This is a genomic window from Cupriavidus sp. HMR-1 (genome assembly GCF_000319775.1).
Classification (GTDB): domain Bacteria; phylum Pseudomonadota; class Gammaproteobacteria; order Burkholderiales; family Burkholderiaceae; genus Cupriavidus; species Cupriavidus metallidurans.
On sequence record NZ_ANKP01000040.1, the window covers coordinates 1 to 16,578 of the forward strand.

The 16,578-nt window shown below is 65.2% G+C and carries 19 protein-coding genes; 9 read left to right on the forward strand and 10 right to left on the reverse strand.

Features of this window, described 5'->3' with window-relative positions; all coding sequences use genetic code 11:
* Both D769_RS05365 and D769_RS05370 read left to right on the forward strand, forming a co-directional pair.
* A partial coding sequence (locus D769_RS05365; protein WP_008642826.1) for an ATP-binding protein occupies positions 1-313 on the forward strand: 313 nt, incomplete at its 5' end.
* Positions 313-906 carry a response regulator transcription factor gene (locus D769_RS05370; RefSeq protein WP_008642829.1) on the forward strand — a complete coding sequence of 198 codons (594 nt, stop codon included), beginning with the start codon at positions 313-315 and terminating at the stop codon, positions 904-906. The genes D769_RS05365 and D769_RS05370, both read left to right, overlap by 1 nt.
* A 41-nt stretch (positions 907-947) precedes the next feature.
* Here D769_RS05370 and D769_RS05375 read toward each other — a convergent pair whose 3' ends face one another.
* Entirely contained in the window at positions 948-1,313 is a 366-nt protein-coding gene (locus tag D769_RS05375; protein WP_008642831.1) for a hypothetical protein, read from the reverse strand.
* Between the two features lie 246 nt (positions 1,314-1,559).
* On the opposite strand from D769_RS05375, the gene D769_RS05380 reads away from it, so the two are divergent.
* Positions 1,560-2,087 (forward strand): YcnI family protein, encoded by a 528-nt coding sequence (locus D769_RS05380; protein ID WP_008642833.1) that lies wholly within the window; start codon positions 1,560-1,562, stop codon positions 2,085-2,087.
* A 77-nt stretch (positions 2,088-2,164) separates the two neighbouring features.
* Here D769_RS05380 and hslU read toward each other — a convergent pair whose 3' ends face one another.
* The 4 genes from hslU to D769_RS05400 all read right to left on the reverse strand — a co-directional run bounded on the left by hslU (position 2,165) and on the right by D769_RS05400 (position 6,384).
* Positions 2,165-3,496: an ATP-dependent protease ATPase subunit HslU gene (gene hslU, locus D769_RS05385; RefSeq protein WP_008642835.1), complete on the reverse strand. Its 1,332-nt coding sequence runs from the start codon at positions 3,494-3,496 to the stop codon at positions 2,165-2,167.
* A gap of 18 nt (positions 3,497-3,514) precedes the next feature.
* Positions 3,515-4,051: an ATP-dependent protease subunit HslV gene (gene hslV, locus D769_RS05390; RefSeq protein WP_008642837.1), complete on the reverse strand. Its 537-nt coding sequence runs from the start codon at positions 4,049-4,051 to the stop codon at positions 3,515-3,517.
* A 195-nt stretch (positions 4,052-4,246) separates the two neighbouring features.
* Positions 4,247-5,233 (reverse strand): tripartite tricarboxylate transporter substrate-binding protein, encoded by a 987-nt coding sequence (locus D769_RS05395; RefSeq protein ID WP_008642839.1) that lies wholly within the window; start codon positions 5,231-5,233, stop codon positions 4,247-4,249.
* Positions 5,234-5,484: 251 nt separating this feature from the next.
* Positions 5,485-6,384 carry an alpha/beta hydrolase gene (locus D769_RS05400; protein ID WP_008642841.1) on the reverse strand — a complete coding sequence of 300 codons (900 nt, stop codon included), beginning with the start codon at positions 6,382-6,384 and terminating at the stop codon, positions 5,485-5,487.
* A 132-nt stretch (positions 6,385-6,516) separates the two neighbouring features.
* Between D769_RS05400 and D769_RS05405 the strand changes: the two genes are divergently transcribed.
* The 6 genes from D769_RS05405 to D769_RS05430 all read left to right on the forward strand — a co-directional run bounded on the left by D769_RS05405 (position 6,517) and on the right by D769_RS05430 (position 13,209).
* On the forward strand, positions 6,517-7,026 hold the full coding sequence (locus tag D769_RS05405) for a Fur family transcriptional regulator (RefSeq protein WP_040010895.1): 510 nt from the start codon (positions 6,517-6,519) through the stop codon (positions 7,024-7,026).
* A 50-nt stretch (positions 7,027-7,076) separates the two neighbouring features.
* Positions 7,077-8,168, forward strand: coding sequence for a GTP-binding protein (locus D769_RS05410; protein WP_008642843.1), 1,092 nt, complete (start codon positions 7,077-7,079; stop codon positions 8,166-8,168).
* Positions 8,169-8,756: 588 nt separating this feature from the next.
* The gene (dksA, locus tag D769_RS05415; RefSeq protein WP_008642844.1) at positions 8,757-9,176 is read left to right on the forward strand and encodes an RNA polymerase-binding protein DksA; all 420 of its coding nucleotides are present in this window, start codon (positions 8,757-8,759) and stop codon (positions 9,174-9,176) included.
* Positions 9,177-9,368: 192 nt separating this feature from the next.
* Positions 9,369-10,544, forward strand: a complete 1,176-nt coding sequence (locus tag D769_RS05420; RefSeq protein WP_008642845.1) for a GTP-binding protein — start codon at positions 9,369-9,371, stop codon at positions 10,542-10,544.
* On the forward strand, positions 10,534-10,944 hold the full coding sequence (locus tag D769_RS05425; protein ID WP_040010898.1) for a hypothetical protein: 411 nt from the start codon (positions 10,534-10,536) through the stop codon (positions 10,942-10,944). Before D769_RS05420 ends, D769_RS05425 begins: the two co-directional genes overlap by 11 nt.
* 114 nt (positions 10,945-11,058) lie before the next feature.
* Positions 11,059-13,209: a TonB-dependent receptor gene (locus D769_RS05430; RefSeq protein ID WP_008642848.1), complete on the forward strand. Its 2,151-nt coding sequence runs from the start codon at positions 11,059-11,061 to the stop codon at positions 13,207-13,209.
* Between the two features lie 54 nt (positions 13,210-13,263).
* On the opposite strand, the gene D769_RS05435 is transcribed toward D769_RS05430, so the two are convergent.
* From D769_RS05435 to D769_RS05455, 5 genes are read right to left on the reverse strand one after another with little or no spacing between them, the layout of a single operon-like run.
* Entirely contained in the window at positions 13,264-13,815 is a 552-nt protein-coding gene (locus D769_RS05435) for a GNAT family N-acetyltransferase (RefSeq protein ID WP_008642850.1), read from the reverse strand.
* Positions 13,816-13,817: 2 nt separating this feature from the next.
* Entirely contained in the window at positions 13,818-14,747 is a 930-nt protein-coding gene (locus tag D769_RS05440; protein WP_008642852.1) for an MBL fold metallo-hydrolase, read from the reverse strand.
* A complete protein-coding gene (locus D769_RS05445) occupies positions 14,744-14,998 on the reverse strand; it encodes a DUF1289 domain-containing protein (RefSeq protein WP_008642854.1) in 255 nt (84 codons plus the stop codon). Before D769_RS05445 ends, D769_RS05440 begins: the two co-directional genes overlap by 4 nt.
* Entirely contained in the window at positions 14,995-15,492 is a 498-nt protein-coding gene (locus tag D769_RS05450; protein WP_008642855.1) for a YbaK/EbsC family protein, read from the reverse strand. The genes D769_RS05445 and D769_RS05450 overlap by 4 nt, the downstream gene beginning before the upstream one ends.
* 34 nt (positions 15,493-15,526) lie before the next feature.
* Entirely contained in the window at positions 15,527-16,468 is a 942-nt protein-coding gene (locus D769_RS05455; RefSeq protein ID WP_008642856.1) for a glyoxylate/hydroxypyruvate reductase A, read from the reverse strand.
* Positions 16,469-16,578: the final 110 nt, after the last annotated feature.

Below are 16,578 nucleotides of genomic sequence, written 5' to 3' on the forward strand. Positions count from 1 at the left end.
GCACGACCATCGCCAGGGGCCGCCGCTGCAGCTGGACATCGCGCGCGAGGCGGATGCGCTGGTGTACCGCGTCACCGATCACGGCCACGGGCTTCCGCCGGGGCTACGCGCAAGGCTGGGCGAATCGCCGGTGGCCAGCGCCCACGGTGGCCAGGGCATCGGCCTGTACCTCGCGCAGAGCGCCGCGCGCCAGCTCGGTGGCCAGATCTCGTGGCATGACAATCCGGCGGGGGGCACGGTGCTCGAACTTCGCCTTCCGCTCACGGCCGCATCCGAACGCGCCATCGCCGCACAACCCGACTTCCAACCGTGATGACCGACGTCACCGCCTCCAACGACGCCATGCCCTTCCTCGTCATCGATGACGACGAAGTATTTTCCGGCACCCTGGCCCGCGCCCTCACGCGCCGCGGCTATGCTGTGCAGGTCGCCCATAACGGCGCCGAAGCGCTGGCCCTGGCCGGCAGGACACCATTCGCCTACGTCACGCTGGATCTGCATCTTGGACCGCCGCCGGAGTCGGGCGGCACGTCAGCGTCGGAATCGGGATTGCATCTGGTGGCGCCGCTGCGCGCGGCGTTGCCCGATGCGCGCATCCTGGTGCTGACCGGCTACGCAAGCATCGCCACGGCCGTGGCCGCGGTCAAACAAGGGGCTGACGAGTATCTGGCCAAGCCGGCCAATGTCGACTCGATCCTGACCGCGCTGATGGCGGGTGTTTCCGAGGATGCGGCCGAGGCCGCGCTGGAGGAACCGGTGCCGCTATCGGTGGCACGGCTCGAATGGGAGCATATTCAACGTGTGCTCACCGAGCATGGGGGCAATATCTCGGCCACGGCGCGCGCGCTGAACATGCATCGGCGCACCTTGCAGCGCAAGCTGGGCAAGCGGCCGGTTTCACGCTGAATCCGGCCGGCTCGCGCCAGCCGCGCAGCCATCGCACTGGCTTACAGGCGCAACTGGACGTAGTCCCAACCAAGATCGTCGGCATCCGCCGACGCAGACGCATCGGCAATGCGCACGGCATCGGTCGCATGGCGATCGGCCAGCGTCACCATCGCGCCGGACGCCATCGCCAGGGCCGCCACCGCGGCCTGACCTTCGTGCATGGCGCGACGTTCAGGCTGGTCGGCGTGGGCCGAATCTGTCACCGGCAATGCGGCGACACCCTGCTGCGCCATCGTCGGACGGACACACAGGAACAACGTTGCCGCGGTAATGCCGGCCATAACGCCAACAGTGGCCATCGCCACTCGGCGCTTGCGCACCTGATTGCGATGGAAAAAGGGGGTTCGCGAAATGTTCTGCGACATGGGCAGACTCCCAGGACCATCAAGATGCGCAAGGGTCTCATTTCCCAATAGAACCGCGCCAGTGTGCTTACCAATGCTTACCAACCTTACCGGCGTGAGCAGAGGCAATACATCGCGCTGACATCAACGCTCAGCCGAGGACGTGAACGGCCTCACGCCATGTGCTGCGTCACCAGGTCGCACGGCGCAAGGGTGCTTTGGCGCTAGACTGACGCGCTATCACGGCTCGCCATCCTGACTTTTCCCATGAACATCCGCACCCTGCTGGCATCGTTGCTTATCGTTGCCGCCCCCATGGCTTCGGCCCATATCGTTTTCGAGCAGAAGCAGGCGCCCGCGGGCAGCTACTACAAAGGCACGCTGCTGGTCGGCCATGGCTGCAACGGCAGCGCAACGCGCGCGGTTACGGTGACGATCCCGGATGGCGTGCAGGGCGTGCATCCGCAACCGAAGCCGGGCTGGCAACTCGAGATCAAACGGGCGAAGCTCGCCAAGCCCTATACCTCGCACGGCAAGACCATCGACGAGGACGTGCATACGATCCGGTGGTTTGGCAACACGCTCGCCGACGAACACTTCGACGAATTCCGCATGCTGATGAAGCTGCCCGAACAGGGCGGCAAGCTCTACTTCCCGGTGCTGCAGGAATGCGAGAGCGGCAAGTCCGAGTGGACCCAGATTCCCGCCGATGGCCAGACCACCCGGGACCTGAAGACCCCGGCAGCGGAGCTTGAGGTGTTGCCAGCTGCCGGCGGCCACGCGCACTCGCACTGAGCAACCGGGCGTCCGACGCCACCCCAAGCGAAAAGAGCCGGTCACCCGGCTCTTTTACTTTCAGGCTTCGGCCCGCGTTACAGCACGTAGCGCGACAGATCCTCGTTGCCCGCCAGGTCACCCAGGCGCGCATCGACGTATGCCGCATCGACTGTCACGGTTTCCCCCGACGACTTCGTTGCGTGGAACGACAGATCCTCGAGCAGGCGCTCCATCACTGTGTACAGACGACGCGCGCCGATGTTCTCGACCTTCTCGTTGACTGAGAACGCGATCTCGGCCAGGCGGCGGATGCCATCCGGCGAGAACTGCAGTTCCACTTCCTCAGTCTTCAGCAGCGCCTGGTACTGCTTGGTCAGGCTGGCATCGGTCTGCGTGAGGATGGCCTCGAAGTCCTGCACCGACAGCGATTCCAGTTCCACGCGGATCGGGAAGCGACCCTGCAGTTCCGGAATCAGGTCACTGGGCTTCGACAGATGGAACGCGCCGGACGCGATGAACAGGATGTGGTCGGTCTTGATCATCCCGTACTTCGTGTTCACCGTGGTGCCTTCCACCAGCGGCAGCAGATCTCGCTGCACGCCCTGGCGCGACACTTCGCCGCCGCCCACTTCGCTGCGGCTGGCGATCTTGTCGATCTCGTCCAGGAACACGATGCCGTTCTGTTCGACGTTAGCGATGGCCTTGTGCTTGAGCTCTTCTTCATTGACGAGCTTGGCGGCCTCTTCATCGATCAGCAGCTTGAACGCGTCCTTGACCTTCATCTTGCGGCGCGCCTTCTTGCCCTGGCCCAGACCCGCGAACATCGAGCGGATCTGCTCGGTCATGTCTTCCATGCCCGGGGGACCCATGATGTCCATGTTCGGCATCCCGGCGGAGACCTCGAGCTCGATGTCCTTCTCGTCGAGCTCGCCCTCGCGCAGTTTCTTGCGGAAGACCTGGCGCGTGTTCGAGTCCTTCTCCTCGTGCTGGGCAAAGCCGATGTCGCGCGGCGGCGGCAGCAGCACGTCCAGCAGGCGGTCCTCGGCGGCTTCCTCGGCCTTGGTGCGCACCTTCTTCATTTCCGATTCGCGCGTCTGCTTGACGGCCATTTCGGCCAGGTCTCGCACGATCGTGTCCACGTCGCGGCCGACGTAGCCGACTTCAGTGAACTTGGTTGCCTCGATCTTGATGAACGGCGCATCGGCCAGCTTGGCCAGACGGCGCGCGATCTCGGTCTTGCCGACGCCAGTCGGCCCGATCATCAGGATGTTCTTCGGCGTGATTTCCTGGCGCAGCGGCTCTGCCACCTGCTGGCGGCGCCAGCGGTTGCGCAGCGCCACGGCCACGGCCTTCTTGGCCTTGTTCTGGCCGATGATGTGCTTGTCGAGTTCGGAAACGATTTCCGACGGGGTCATGGTGTGCGACATGGGAATCCGTTCAGCGCGTCAGTCGAGGGTTTCGATAACGAAATTGGTGTTCGTGTAGATGCAGAGCTCGCCCGCGATGGTCAGGGCCTTCTCGACCACGTCCTTCGGCGGCAGCTCCGTGTTCTCCACGAGTGCCTTGGCCGCGGACTGCGCGTAGGCGCCACCCGAGCCGATCGCGGCGATGCCGCCTTCGGGGTCGAGCACATCACCGTTGCCAGTGATGACCAGCGTGGTGTCCTTGTCTGCCGTGATCAGCATGGCTTCCAGGCGGCGCAGCGCGCGATCCGAGCGCCAGTCCTTGGCGAGATCCACCGCGGCGCGGGTCAGGTTGCCCTGGTACTTCTCGAGCTTGGCTTCGAAGCGGTCGAGCAGTGAGAAAGCATCGGCCGTGCTGCCGGCAAACCCGACCAGCACCTTGCCGTTGTAGATGCGGCGTACCTTGCGCGCGGTGCCCTTCATCACGATATTGCCCAGCGTGACCTGGCCGTCACCGCCCAGTGCGACCTGATTGCCGCGGCGGACGCTGACGATGGTGGTGCCGTGATACTGTTCCATGGTGCCTTCCGTGATAGGTGTCAGCCGCGTAGGTGGCGTCGGCTCAGCCGCTTTCAAGAGCCCGGCGCCGATACGGTTCTCCAATATAGGAAATCGCCCGTTTTCCCGCCGCCATCCCTATCTGCGGACGGGACGGACAATAAAAAAGGCCACGCGATACGCGTGGCCTTTGCGGCACGGAGCAGCGATTGCCGATCAGTCCGCGTAGACACCCGCCTTCTTGATCACCGGCGTCCACTTGTTGATTTCCGACGCCAGGAACGGGCGCAGCGAATCCGGCGTGGCGCGCTGGGCCGGCACGGCCTCGGCACCGAGTTCAGCCATCTTGGCGCGGAAGTTCGGGTCGGCCACCGACTTCTGCAGCGCGGCCGACAGCTTGTCGATCACCGGCTTCGGCGTGCCCTTCGGCGCGTACATCGCGTGCCAGATCTTCACTTCCACACCCGGCAGGCCCTGCTCCGCGGCGGTCGGGATGTCCTTGAACGCTTCCACGCGACGCGGCTGCATTGCCGCGTACGGCTTGAGCGCGCCCGCCTTGAGCTGGCCGGCGATGTTGGTGGTCTGGTCGCACATCAGGTTCACCTGGCCGCCGAGGATGTCGGTCAGTGCCGGAGCAGTACCCTTGTACGGCACGGTGGTCAGTTCGGTCTGGATTGCGCTCTGGAACAGCAGGCCGCACAGGTGCGAGGCCGAGCCGATACCGGCGTTGGCCAGCGACAGCTTGCTGGAATTGGCCTTGATGTACGGCACCAGTTCCTTGAAGCTGGCCGGCGGCAGTTGCTTGTTACCCACCAACACCATCGGCACGTCGGCGATCTCGCCGACCATCTCGAAGTCCTTGAGCGGATCGAAGCCCAGGTTGCGGTACAGCGCCGGGGCGGTGGACATGCCGATGTGGTGAATCAGGATCGTGTAGCCGTCACCCTTGGACTGAGCCACCTTCTTCGCGCCGATCGTGCCGCCAGCGCCACCCAGGTTTTCGATCACGATCGTGGTGCCCAGGTGCTTGGACATCACCATCGTCAGTTCACGCGCGACCTTGTCGGTCGGGCCGCCAGCAGCAAACGGCACTACCGCCTGCACAGGCTTGCCGGCCGGATATTCCTCCGCCTGCGCTCCCGAGAAAACGCCCACGCCGGCAACAGCCAGCACGGCCGCGAATTTCAATGCAACTCGTTTCATATACGTCTCTCCTGATTCCCTCTATACCCCGTACCAATGCCGCGTATGCCGCCGGGCAGGCCAGTCTTCATGGCACGCCCGAACGTGGCGATCCGGGTGGAATCGCCACGATGACCATCGGCATCTATCTATGTAAGTGGTGATAAGCGGCAGCGAACCCCGCCGACAGGCGGAGCCGGAGGTGGATGTTAGCAACCCCGGACAATTGCGAGGTATAGGGGCTAACCCGTGAGAATGTGATCCACTATCATCTAGCGGAAGAATTCGAGCATTTCCTCAAGCAGCGGCTCGGGCACCTCTTCCGGAACATAGTGGCCACACGGCAACGTCGCGCCGCTGACTGCGTCGCCCAGGGCCTGCCAGAGCGCCAGCGGCTCGAAGCAGCGCGCCACCACGCCGTGTTCGCCCCATAGCACGCGTACGGGCATGGCCAGCTTGCGCCCGGCCTCGCGGTCGGCGCGGTCGTGGTCCAGATCGATGGTAGCGGCGGCGCGATAGTCCTCGCACATCGCATGGACGCGCGCCGGGTCCTGCATCGCGGCGACATACGCAGCCATCGCATCGGGGGCGAATGGGCTCGGGCCGGCGTGGCGCAAGCCCAGCAGCTTGTCGATGAAGAACGCGGGCTCGGCGTTGATCAAGGTTTCCGGAAACGGCGCCGGCTGAATCAGGAAGAACCAGTGCCAGTAGGCGGCGGCAAAGGCCATGCTGGTGGCCTCGTACATCGCCAGCGTCGGCGCAATATCGAGCAGCATCGCGCGGCTGACCGCCTCGGGGTGGTCGATGCAGAGCCGATGCGCCACACGCGCGCCACGGTCGTGGGCGCACAGCGCGAAACGGGAAAAACCGAGCTGGCGCATGACCTCCACCTGGTCCCGCGCCATCTCGCGCTTGCTGTAGGCCTCGTGCCCAGGGCTGGCCGGTGGCGCGCTGCTGCTGCCATATCCGCGCAGGTCGGTGGCAATCACCGTGAAGCGGTCGGCCAGCGCCGGGGCCACCTTGTGCCAGATCAGGTGGCTTTGCGGAAACCCGTGCAGCAACAGCAGCGGCGGGCCGGAGCCACCACGCACGCCAGCGATCTCCACCTCGTCCACCTTCAGCCGGAACCACTCGAAATTGGGAAACAGCAACGCACTGGCATCGTTCTGCATGACTTTGTCTCCGGGCGCCTTTTTTGGCGCTTTGTGCCGATCATAGGCGGAATCCCGGCGCACCGCCGTCTCGAAGACCCTGCTGGTGCAACTGAATTGCATCGGGTAGGGGCCTATGGTTAAATCCTTCGCATGACACGCACCACCCCACATGCGGCTGCGTCCGATGACGCAGTCATGCCCGGAGATCCGCTGGCCGCGGCGCAATTGCGTCTGCGCCAGCTTGGCGCACGTGTGACGCAACCGCGCCTGGCAATTCTGGCCTGCCTGATCGAAGCACCCGAGCCACTCACCCACCAGGCCGTGATCGATCACCTGCCGGCCGAAGGCGACGTGGACCGCGTGACCGTGTACCGCGTGCTGGACTGGCTGGTGGACCAGGGCCTGGCACAGAAACGCGCCGGCAGCGACCGCGTGTTCCGCTTCTCGCTTGTGGAGCACGAAGCGGCGCGCGCTGAAGTCCATCGACAGCACAGCCACTTTCACTGCACACGCTGCGATCGCACGTTCTGCCTGGAGTCGGCCGGGAAATCCGTGGCCCCCCGGGTACCCAACGGATTTGCGATCGAACATGTGGAACTGACGGTCAACGGCATCTGCGCCGAATGCGGCCGATCGCACGGCGACGCATCCGCGCACTGACACACCCAGACACCTTTAGACGGCGAGCCCTTTTCTCGGAGTACAACAACATGTCCAAACTGATTCCGGTCACGATCCTTACCGGCTTCCTCGGCAGCGGCAAGACCACGCTACTCAAGCGTATTCTCAACGAGCAGCACGGCATGAAGATCGCCGTGATCGAAAACGAGTTCGGCGAAGAAAACATCGACAACGAGATCCTGGTGCAGGACGGCCGCGAGCAGATCGTGCAGATGAGCAACGGCTGCATTTGCTGCACGATCCGCGGCGATCTGGTGCAGGCGCTTTCCGATCTGGTCACCCAGCGCGATGAGGGCAAGATCGCGTTCGATCGCGTGGTGATCGAAACCACGGGCGTGGCCAATCCGGGCCCGGTGGCGCAGACGTTCTTCATGGACGAGGAAATCGCCTCACGCTACCTGCTGGACGCCGTGATCACGCTGGTCGATGCCAAGCACGCCAACCTGCAGCTCGACAAGCAGGAAGAAGCACAGCGCCAGGTGGGCTTTGCCGACGCGATCTTCATCACCAAGGCCGACCTGGTGGGCGAAGCCGAGGTGGCGGATCTGCGTCATCGCCTGCTGCACATGAACCCGCGCGCGCCGATCAACGCCGCGCACTTCGGCGAAGCGCCGATCGACCTGATCTTCGACCTGCGCGGCTTCAACCTGAACGAAAAGCTCGAGATCGACCCCGATTTCCTGCGCGCCGACGAGCACGAACATGACCATGACCACGAGCACGGCGAACACTGCGGCGCCGATTGCGGTCACGACCACGGCCATGAACATGGCCACGATCATGGGCACGGCCACGCGCACGACCACCACCACCATCACCACCACACCGACCGGATCGCGTCGTTCGTCTTCCGCAGCGACAAGCCGTTCCATTACGGCAAGCTCGAGGAATTCCTGTCAGGCATCCTGTCCGTGTATGGCGAGAAGCTGCTGCGCTACAAGGGCGTGCTCTATATGGAAGGCGTGGACCGCAAGGTGGTGTTCCAGGGCGTGCACCAGCTCATGGGCAGCGATATCGGCGCCAAGTGGGAAGATGAACAACCGTGCACGAAGATGGTCTTCATTGGCGTGGACCTGCCACGTGATGCAATTCTGAAGGGACTGACGGCCTGCCTCGCCTGACTTTGCGTTTAGTGCATCATCAGACACCTGCGTAAATCCGGCCCGATAATCCCTCCCGAAAGGGGGTACAGGGAAAACTCGTGGCTTTTGTCCGGTTTTCTCCCATATCTACCGGAAAGTTGTTCAAGTACAATAGGCCGGATTTGATACGGACGGCGCACGTTTTGGCCGCATCCGTATCCGCAGGGCGGCAGTCGTCGTCAGCATGAGGCGGGGCCGCCAGCAGGCGCGGTCGTGGGCTTTGTGCGGAGACCGCCCTCCGCCTGGGGTCGCCTCGACAATGCGCCGTCACTCTTCGACGCGTAGAGAGGTGTCCCCATGACAGCCGCAACAAAGACGAAGGAAAGCCGCAGCAAGACTGGTAGCGCTGCGGTGGAGACGCGCAAGGCAGCGCCTGCAAAGGCGACGCCAGCTCCTCGCGGCAGTACGGCGGCGCACGCCGATGCGGGCGAGGCCAAGGGAGGCACGCGAAGCAGCAAGACTGCAGCCAGCCAGAGTGAAACAGCCGCCCCGCGCAAGCGGACGGCCACTGCACCCGAGCGGACGACGACGCCGCCGGTCGCATCAACAAGAGAATCAGCAGGGACCATGAGCAGCAACAAACTTCTGACTGAAGCTGAAATCCTGAAGATGAGCGACAAGGATTACATGAACGAGGCGCAACTCGCCTTCTTCAAAAATCGCCTTGAGCAGCTTCGCGACGAAATCCTCAAGAATGCGGACCAGACGACGGAACACCTGCGCGAAACGGTCATCGTGCCGGATCCGGCCGACCGCGCCACGATCGAGGAAGAACACGCCCTGGAACTGCGCACGCGCGACCGCGAGCGCAAGCTGCTGAAGAAGGTCGAGCAATCGCTGCAGCGCATCGAATCCGGCGACTATGGCTGGTGCGAGGAAACAGGCGAGCCGATCGGCGTGCCGCGCCTGCTGGCCCGTCCGACCGCCACGCTGTCGCTGGAAGCGCAACAGCGCCGCGAACTGCGCCAAAAGCTGTTCGGGGACTGATTCGATCCTTCGAGAGGCGGAAAACTCGGCGGCCCGGTGATCCGGGCCGCTTTTTCTTTTCCGGAGTCGTATTTGCCTTGATGGTGTAACGATTGCGACACTACCATTGCAGAATGATTTCAGAATGACCGCCTGTCCCCGGGACAGGCTTTCTGCTACAGTCGCAACTTTGTTGCATCAACATCGATCATCATGGCCGTTCGTCTGCCCGTCACCGTGCTGTCCGGTTTTACCGGCGCCGGCAAGACCACCGTGCTGCGCCACCTGGAAGCCCAGGCCGGCGCGCGCGTGGCCGTGGTCGACAGCCATGGCGACCTGCTTGCCGAAGTCGAACGGCTGGCCCAGACCGGCCAGTACGACCATGTGGTGATCGAAGCCGGCGCCACCGATGAACCGCTGGGCCTGGCCGAGGGCTTCGCCTTCGAGGACGAGCACGGCGAGACCACCAGCGTGGCGCACCTCGACACGCTGGTCACGGTGATCGACGCCAGCCGCTTCCTGCAGGACTACCACGACGCCGACTTCCTGTCGGCCCGCGGGCTGGCCGCGCACGATGACGACGACCGCACGGTCGTCGACGTGCTGATCGACCAGGTCGAGGTATGCGACGTCCTCGTCGTCAACAAGATCGACCTCGTCGATGCCGGCCAGCTTGGGCGCCTGCACGTGATGCTCCATGCGCTCAATCCGCGCGCCGACATCGTCGATGCGAGCCACGGCCAGGTGCCCGCCGCGCGCGTGCTGGGCACCGGACGCTTCGACATCGACGCCACACCCAACGCCGCCGGCTGGCAAGCCGCGCTGCAGGGCGATACGGTGCCCGATGCCGCCGGCGTGTCGACGCTGGTCTACCGCCGGCGCCGCCCGTTTCACCCGCAGCGTTTCGCGGACCTGATCCATACCGAATGGATGCGCGAGCATGGCGACGTGCTGCGTTCGAAAGGCCTGTTCTGGCTCGCCAGCCGCATGGACATCGCCGGCGACTGGAGCCAGGCAGGCGGCGTGTGCCGTCCCGGCGCCGCCGGTGCATGGTGGGCAGCGATCGACGCCGAGGAGTGGCCGCCCGAAGGTCCGGCACGCGCCGCCATCGAGGCCGACCTGATCGAGGACGGCCTGCCCGCAGAGTACGGCGACCGTCGCCAGGAACTGGTGCTGATCGGCCTGGATCTCGACGCGCACGCGCTCGAAGCGCAACTCGATGCGTGCCTGCTGACCGACGACGAAATGGCCGCCGGCCCCGAGGCGTGGGCGGCCTACCCCGATCCGTTCCCCGACTGGGGTAACGCGTTCGATGACGACCACGACCATGATCACGGCCACGACCACGATCATGGCGACGGGCCGTGCGATTGCGGACATGCGCACTGAGCCCTGCACCCTCCCTCGCTTGCGCGCGCGCGGCCCGAGCCTCTGGGCCGTGCTGTGGCTGGTCGCTTGCCTGCTGCTCGCCCAGCACGCGGGTCTGGTCCACCGCGTGTTGCATGGTGGCCTGCCCAACGCCTCGCAGCCGGCGCTGACGGTGACGGTGACGGTGACGTCCGACGATGCAACGCACACCGAACCGTTTTCCCTGAAGCTCGGCCTTCACTCCTGCGTGCTGTTCGACGGCGCAACCGTGGCCGACATTCACGTCGGCAGCTTCCATCTGCCGCTGCTCGCCTTCGGCAAGCCGGTCAAGCCGGCCAACCTGGCCTGGCGCTGGCCGGACCTGCCGTCCGCGCAACCATTCCGCTCGCGCGCCCCACCGGCCGCATTCGCTTTCGCCTGATTGGCCGGGAGCGCGGTATCTTGCCGCGCGCTCGCGCCTGCCTCACGGCGCGGTGCCGGGCATCTCGCCCGCGCAGCACCGCGCACGCATGAACGAAAACGAAAATCGCGAGCCATGTTCTCGAACAACACCCGTATTCCGGCGGTGCGTCGCACCCCGCTGGCGGCGCTTGCCGCCCTGATCGTCACTTCCGGCGTTGCCTCGCACGCGATGGCCCAGGACAACGCCGCAGCAGCAGCGCCGGCCGCGCCGCAAACGCAACCGCAAACGCTGAAGGAAGTGGTGGTCACGGCCAATCCGCTCGGCAGCGACCTGAACGAGATGGTCGCGCCCGTCTCCACGCTAGGTGGCGACGCGCTGACCGTGCGCCAGACCAGCACGCTTGGCGAGACGCTGAACGGCATGCCCGGCGTCACCTCCACCTACTTCGGTCCGAACGCGAGCCGTCCTTCCATCCGCGGCCTCGATGGCGACCGCATCAAGTTGCTGCAGAGCGGCGGCTCCACGCTCGACGCATCGTCGCTGTCCTATGACCACGCGGTGCCGATCGACCCGCTGGTTGCCGAGAAAGTGGAAGTGGTGCGCGGCCCCGCGGCGCTGATGTACGGCGGCAATGCACTGGGCGGCGTGGTCAATGTGATCGACAACCGCATCCCGCGCGACCCCGTCACCGGGGTATCCGGCGCGGCCGATGTCAGTGGCACGATCGGTGGTGATAAGGGGCGCAACGCCAGCGGCCTGCTGGAAGCGGGCAATGGCACTTTCGCCGTGCACGCCGACGCCTTTGTCCGCCAGACCAGCGACCTGCGCATCCCCGGATTCGCGCGCAGCGCCAACCTGCGCGCCACGCAGCCGCTGCCCGCAGGAGAGAGCGAGGCCTACGGCACGCTGCCGAATACGAGCTCCCATCAGGAAGGCGGCTCGATGGGCGGCTCCTACACCTGGGCGGACGGTTTCCTCGGCGCCAACTACTCGACCTACCGCAACGATTACGGCACCCCGGCTGAGGCCGACGCCCGGATCAAGATGCGACAGGACCGCATCGGCCTGGCGGGCGAGGCACGCAATCTGGCCGGCAATACCAACGGCATCATCGAATCGGTGAAGGGCAGCTTCAACTACACCGACTACGAACACCGCGAACTCGAAAACGGCGTGACCGGCACGACGTTCAAGAACCGTGGCTGGGATACGCGCATCGAGGCCACGCACGGCAAGATCGGGAACATGAGCGGCGTGATCGGCACGCAGTTCGGCCATTCCGATTTCTCGGCGCTGGGGGAGGAAGCCTTCGTCCCGAGCACCACCACCGACAACGCCGCGCTCTTCGTCTTCGAGGAACTGCCGCTGATTTCGTCGGGTGATCTCAAGCTCAACCTTGGCGGCCGCATCGACCACAGCAGCGTCAAGGCCAGCGCCAACGGCAACGATCGCTTCACCGACGACAACCGCAGCTTCAACGCGGGCAGCGCGTCGGCCGGGCTGCTGTACAAGCTCAATCCGATCTGGACCGTCACGTCGAACCTGTCGTACACCGAGCGCGCGCCAACGTTCTACGAGCTGTACGCCAACGGTCCGCACCTGGCCACCAACGCCTACGAAATCGGCGACCCGAATGCGAACAAGGAACGCGCTACGTCGATCGACCTCGGCATGCGCTTCAAGCAAGGGGATCATAGCGGCAGCGTGTCGGGCTACTACAGCCGCTTCCAGAACTACCTTGCGCTGCTGAACACGGGCACGTTCCGCGATGCCGAAGGCAATGTGGTGACGGCCGGCAGCGACGGCGCGCTGCCTGTCCTGCAATACGCGGGCGTGCCGGCCACGCTGTATGGCTTCGAGGCGGAAGGCAAGACACGCCTGCTGCAGAAGATGCTGACCACCGGCGACACCCTCGACTTCGAGGCCCGCGCCGACTACGTGCATGGCGAAAACCGCAACAACGGCGAGCCGCTGCCGCGACTGGCACCGCTGCGCCTGGGTGGATCGCTGGTCTATGCGGCCGGCCCGTGGGGCGCGCGCATCAATGTGGACTGGAACGCGCGCCAGACCCGCGTGCCGACCGGCGACACGCCGACCGACGCATACACGATGCTGGGCGTATCGCTGACATACAAGCTCAAGGTGTCGGGTACCCAGACGCTGTTCTACCTCCGCGGCGACAACCTGACCAATACGGAAGCCCGCAGCGCCACGTCGATCCTGCGCGACATCGCGCCGCTGCCGGGTCGCAGCGTCAAGATCGGAATGCGGACGATGTTCTGACGATCTGGAAACGCCCCTCTCCCTCTCACGGGGGAGGGGCGCGCCTAACGACGGCTATCGGCTGAAATCAAATGACTCGGGCACGAGCGAATACACGGCGGCCGCCACGGGCCGGCCGCCCAGGATCAGGCGGTTGCGGGCGATGCATTCGAACGCTGCACCGATCTTCTCGGCGACGCCGCGGCTTGCGAGGTTGGTCTCGGCTGCCACGATCTCGATCCGCGTGAGGCCCAGCGCGTGGAATCCGTGGCAAGCCATCATCGTTGCCGCGCCCGACGCCAGGCCCTGCCGCTGATGGCTCTGGCGAATCCAGTAGCCGAGATTGCCAAGGTTGTCCTCGCGACGGATCTGGTTGATGGCCACGCCACCGTACAGCGTGCGCCCGTCGGCCGAGAACACGCCGACGTCATACGCGGTGCCCTCGTCCATGCACGTCGCGCAGCGCGCGAACCACTCCTGCGCATCGAGCGTGTTGTAGTCCGGGTGGGCCCATGGCATCCACGCGCCCACGGTGCCCATCGACTCCCGCACGGCGGCAACGAACGGGTCCACGTCGCTGGCGCGGAACGGTCGCAACAGGAAGTCCTTGCCCCGCAGCGGCTGCATTCTCAGTCCTGGTTGCGGACCTGATCGCCTTCGGTCGTCAGCGCACCCGCCTTGGCCAGCGCGCGCAACGTCTGGTCGAACACATCCTCGATGGATTGCGCCGCCATGAAGCGCGCGTGAATGCGCTGCATCAGCGGTGTGTCGCGCATCCATGCGAACAGCGCCTCGCGCGAAACCGTCTGCAGTTCCAGCAGCTTGAATTTCACAAGCACGCGCACGGCGTGGATGGCATTGCGCGCGCCGTCGGCTTGCAGGTAGTCGAGCCGGCTTCTGGCGTGCGAGATGGCGCCTTTCGCATCGTCAAACGGCCGCCCGTGTCCGGGGATCACGATGCGCGCATCAAGCGCCGCGATGCGGTCGAGCACGGCGGCCTGCTCGACGAAGCCGCTTTCGCCATCGAGCTCCGGAAAGATTACGCCGAAGCCGCGTTCCCAGAGCGCATCGCCTGAAATCAGAATGCCGTGCGACGGCGCGAACAGCATCACTGCGTGTGGATCATGGCCTGGAGCAGCCACCACGTCCCAATCGATTCCGCCGAGCCGCAGACGGTCTCCATCCTGCAGCACAGCATCGAAGCCGAAGCGTGCGCACTGCTGGCCCGTGGCATCGAACGACAGCGCGACATGGTCCCAGGACGCGACCGCCGCGGCCTCCGCCGCCGGGATCGCCGTGCGGGGTTGCCAGCGTGCCTGCAATGCCGCGTTGCCACCGCAATGGTCGGAGTGCAGATGCGTGTTGATGATATGGGTCAGCGGCCGGCCATCGAGCGCCGCCGCCACGAGCGCCTCGGTCTGCGCTGCGTGTGTGACGTAGCCCGTATCGACGAGCGCCGACTCCCCGGCGGCATCGTCAATGAACAGGATGTTGTTTGCCGATAGCCAGCCGCGCTCGAACACGCGCATCGTCGATGGCAGCAGCGGAGGCGTGCTCATGCTTCGCTCCCCGCGGCGCACAGACGCGGCACGCGCGCGGGCAGCAGTGCCCAGATGCGGCGGCGTTCCTCGTCATCGGCCTTCGACCAACCCGCGATCTCCGGAATCGTGCGCAGGCAGCCTTCGCAATAGCCACTGGCCGCGTCCATCTTGCAGACGTTTCGGCAGGGCGACGGCACCGGCGCGACGATCTGTGCCGCGGCAGCGCCACGTACCAGATCGGCCAGCAGACGGCGTTGCGCGGCGGTCATGCCGAAGTCACCTGGGCCACGTCCGCGACTTCCGCCCCGGTCATCGCCTGAAGCTGTTGCGGCGTCAGGTTGAAGACGGCATGCGGATGTCCCGCGGCCGCCCACACGCTGTCGTACTGGAACAGGTCCTGATCGAGCAACATCACGGGCGCGACGGCGTGCCCGATCGGGCAGACACCGCCAATCGCGTAGCCGGTCTTCTCGCGCACGAACTTGGCGTCGGCCTTGCCCAGCGCGCCCACGCGCGCCGCCACCTTGGCCTCGTCAACGCGATTGCTGCCGCTGGCGATCACCAGCACCGGCACATCGTCTTCCACACGGCGGAAGATGATGGACTTCGCGATCTCGGCCACGGTGCAGCCCAGACCGGCAGCCGCTTCCGCCGAGGTCTTGCCGGTGGCCGGCAGCATCACCACGGGGCGGTCGTGGCCGATGCCGACCAACAGATCGGCCACGCGTTGCGCGGCATCGGGAAGCGTGGGGCTCTCGCTCATGGATCGTGTCTCCTTTGTCTGGGCGCGTCGCGGTCTAGTAGCCGCGCTGCAGGTCCACCACGCCGGCGATCGGCTTGCCCGACTCAAGCAGGCGAATCTTGCCGGCGATCTGCGCAATGCTGTCCTCGCGCAGCGTCAGCGCCGAGATATGCGGTGTGATCGTGATGCGCGGCTCCTGCCAGTATGGATGATCGGCAGGCAGCGGCTCTGTGCGGAACACGTCAAGCGTGGCACCCGCGATCTGTCCTTCACGCACGGCGGCGAGCAGATCCTCTTCCACGAGGTGCTGGCCACGCGCCACATTGATCAGGTAGGCGCCGTGCGCCAGGCGATGCAGCAGGCCCGTGTCGATAATGTCCTGGGTCTCGGGCGTCAGCGGCAACACGTTGACCAGCACGCACAAGCCATCAAGGAAGGCGGCCTGCCCGTCTTCACCGTGGAACGATTGCACGCCGTCCACCGCCTTCGGCGAGCGGCTCCATCCGCGCACCGGGAAGCCGAAGCCAGCCAGCGTGCGGGCGATATGGGCACCGAGCGTGCCAACGCCCATCACGCCGATCGTGAAATCGGCACGACGATGCGGTTTCTGGAATTTCCACGTGCCGGCGCGTTCCTGCGCGTCGTACACATCGAGCCGGCGGAAGTAACGCAGCGCGGCGGCCGTGACGTACTCGGCCATCTGGGCCGCCATGCCGGCGTCATCGAGCCGGACGATCGGCACGCCGGCCGGCAGGGCGTCGGGATGCTGGGCATTCAGCTTCAGGATGCCGTCCACACCGGCGCCGAGATTGAAGATGGCCTTGAGATCGGTACGGCCGCTCAGCATTTCCACCGGCGGACGCCACACCACTGCGTAGTCCACGGACTGGCCCTGGCTGTCTTCCCAGGTCACGCACTGCGCTTCCGGCAGTACTTCGGCAAAACCATCGATCCACGGGGCATAGCGGCCATCCGGCACGTACAGCTGCAACTTCATCTCGACTCCAGTTTTCTTTTTGGGGGATGGGATGAAGTATTTTGGCAGAGGTCGCGGGTCAGCGGTTGGATTGCGGAAGCGCGTTCCGCATGGCGGATCGATGGGAGACA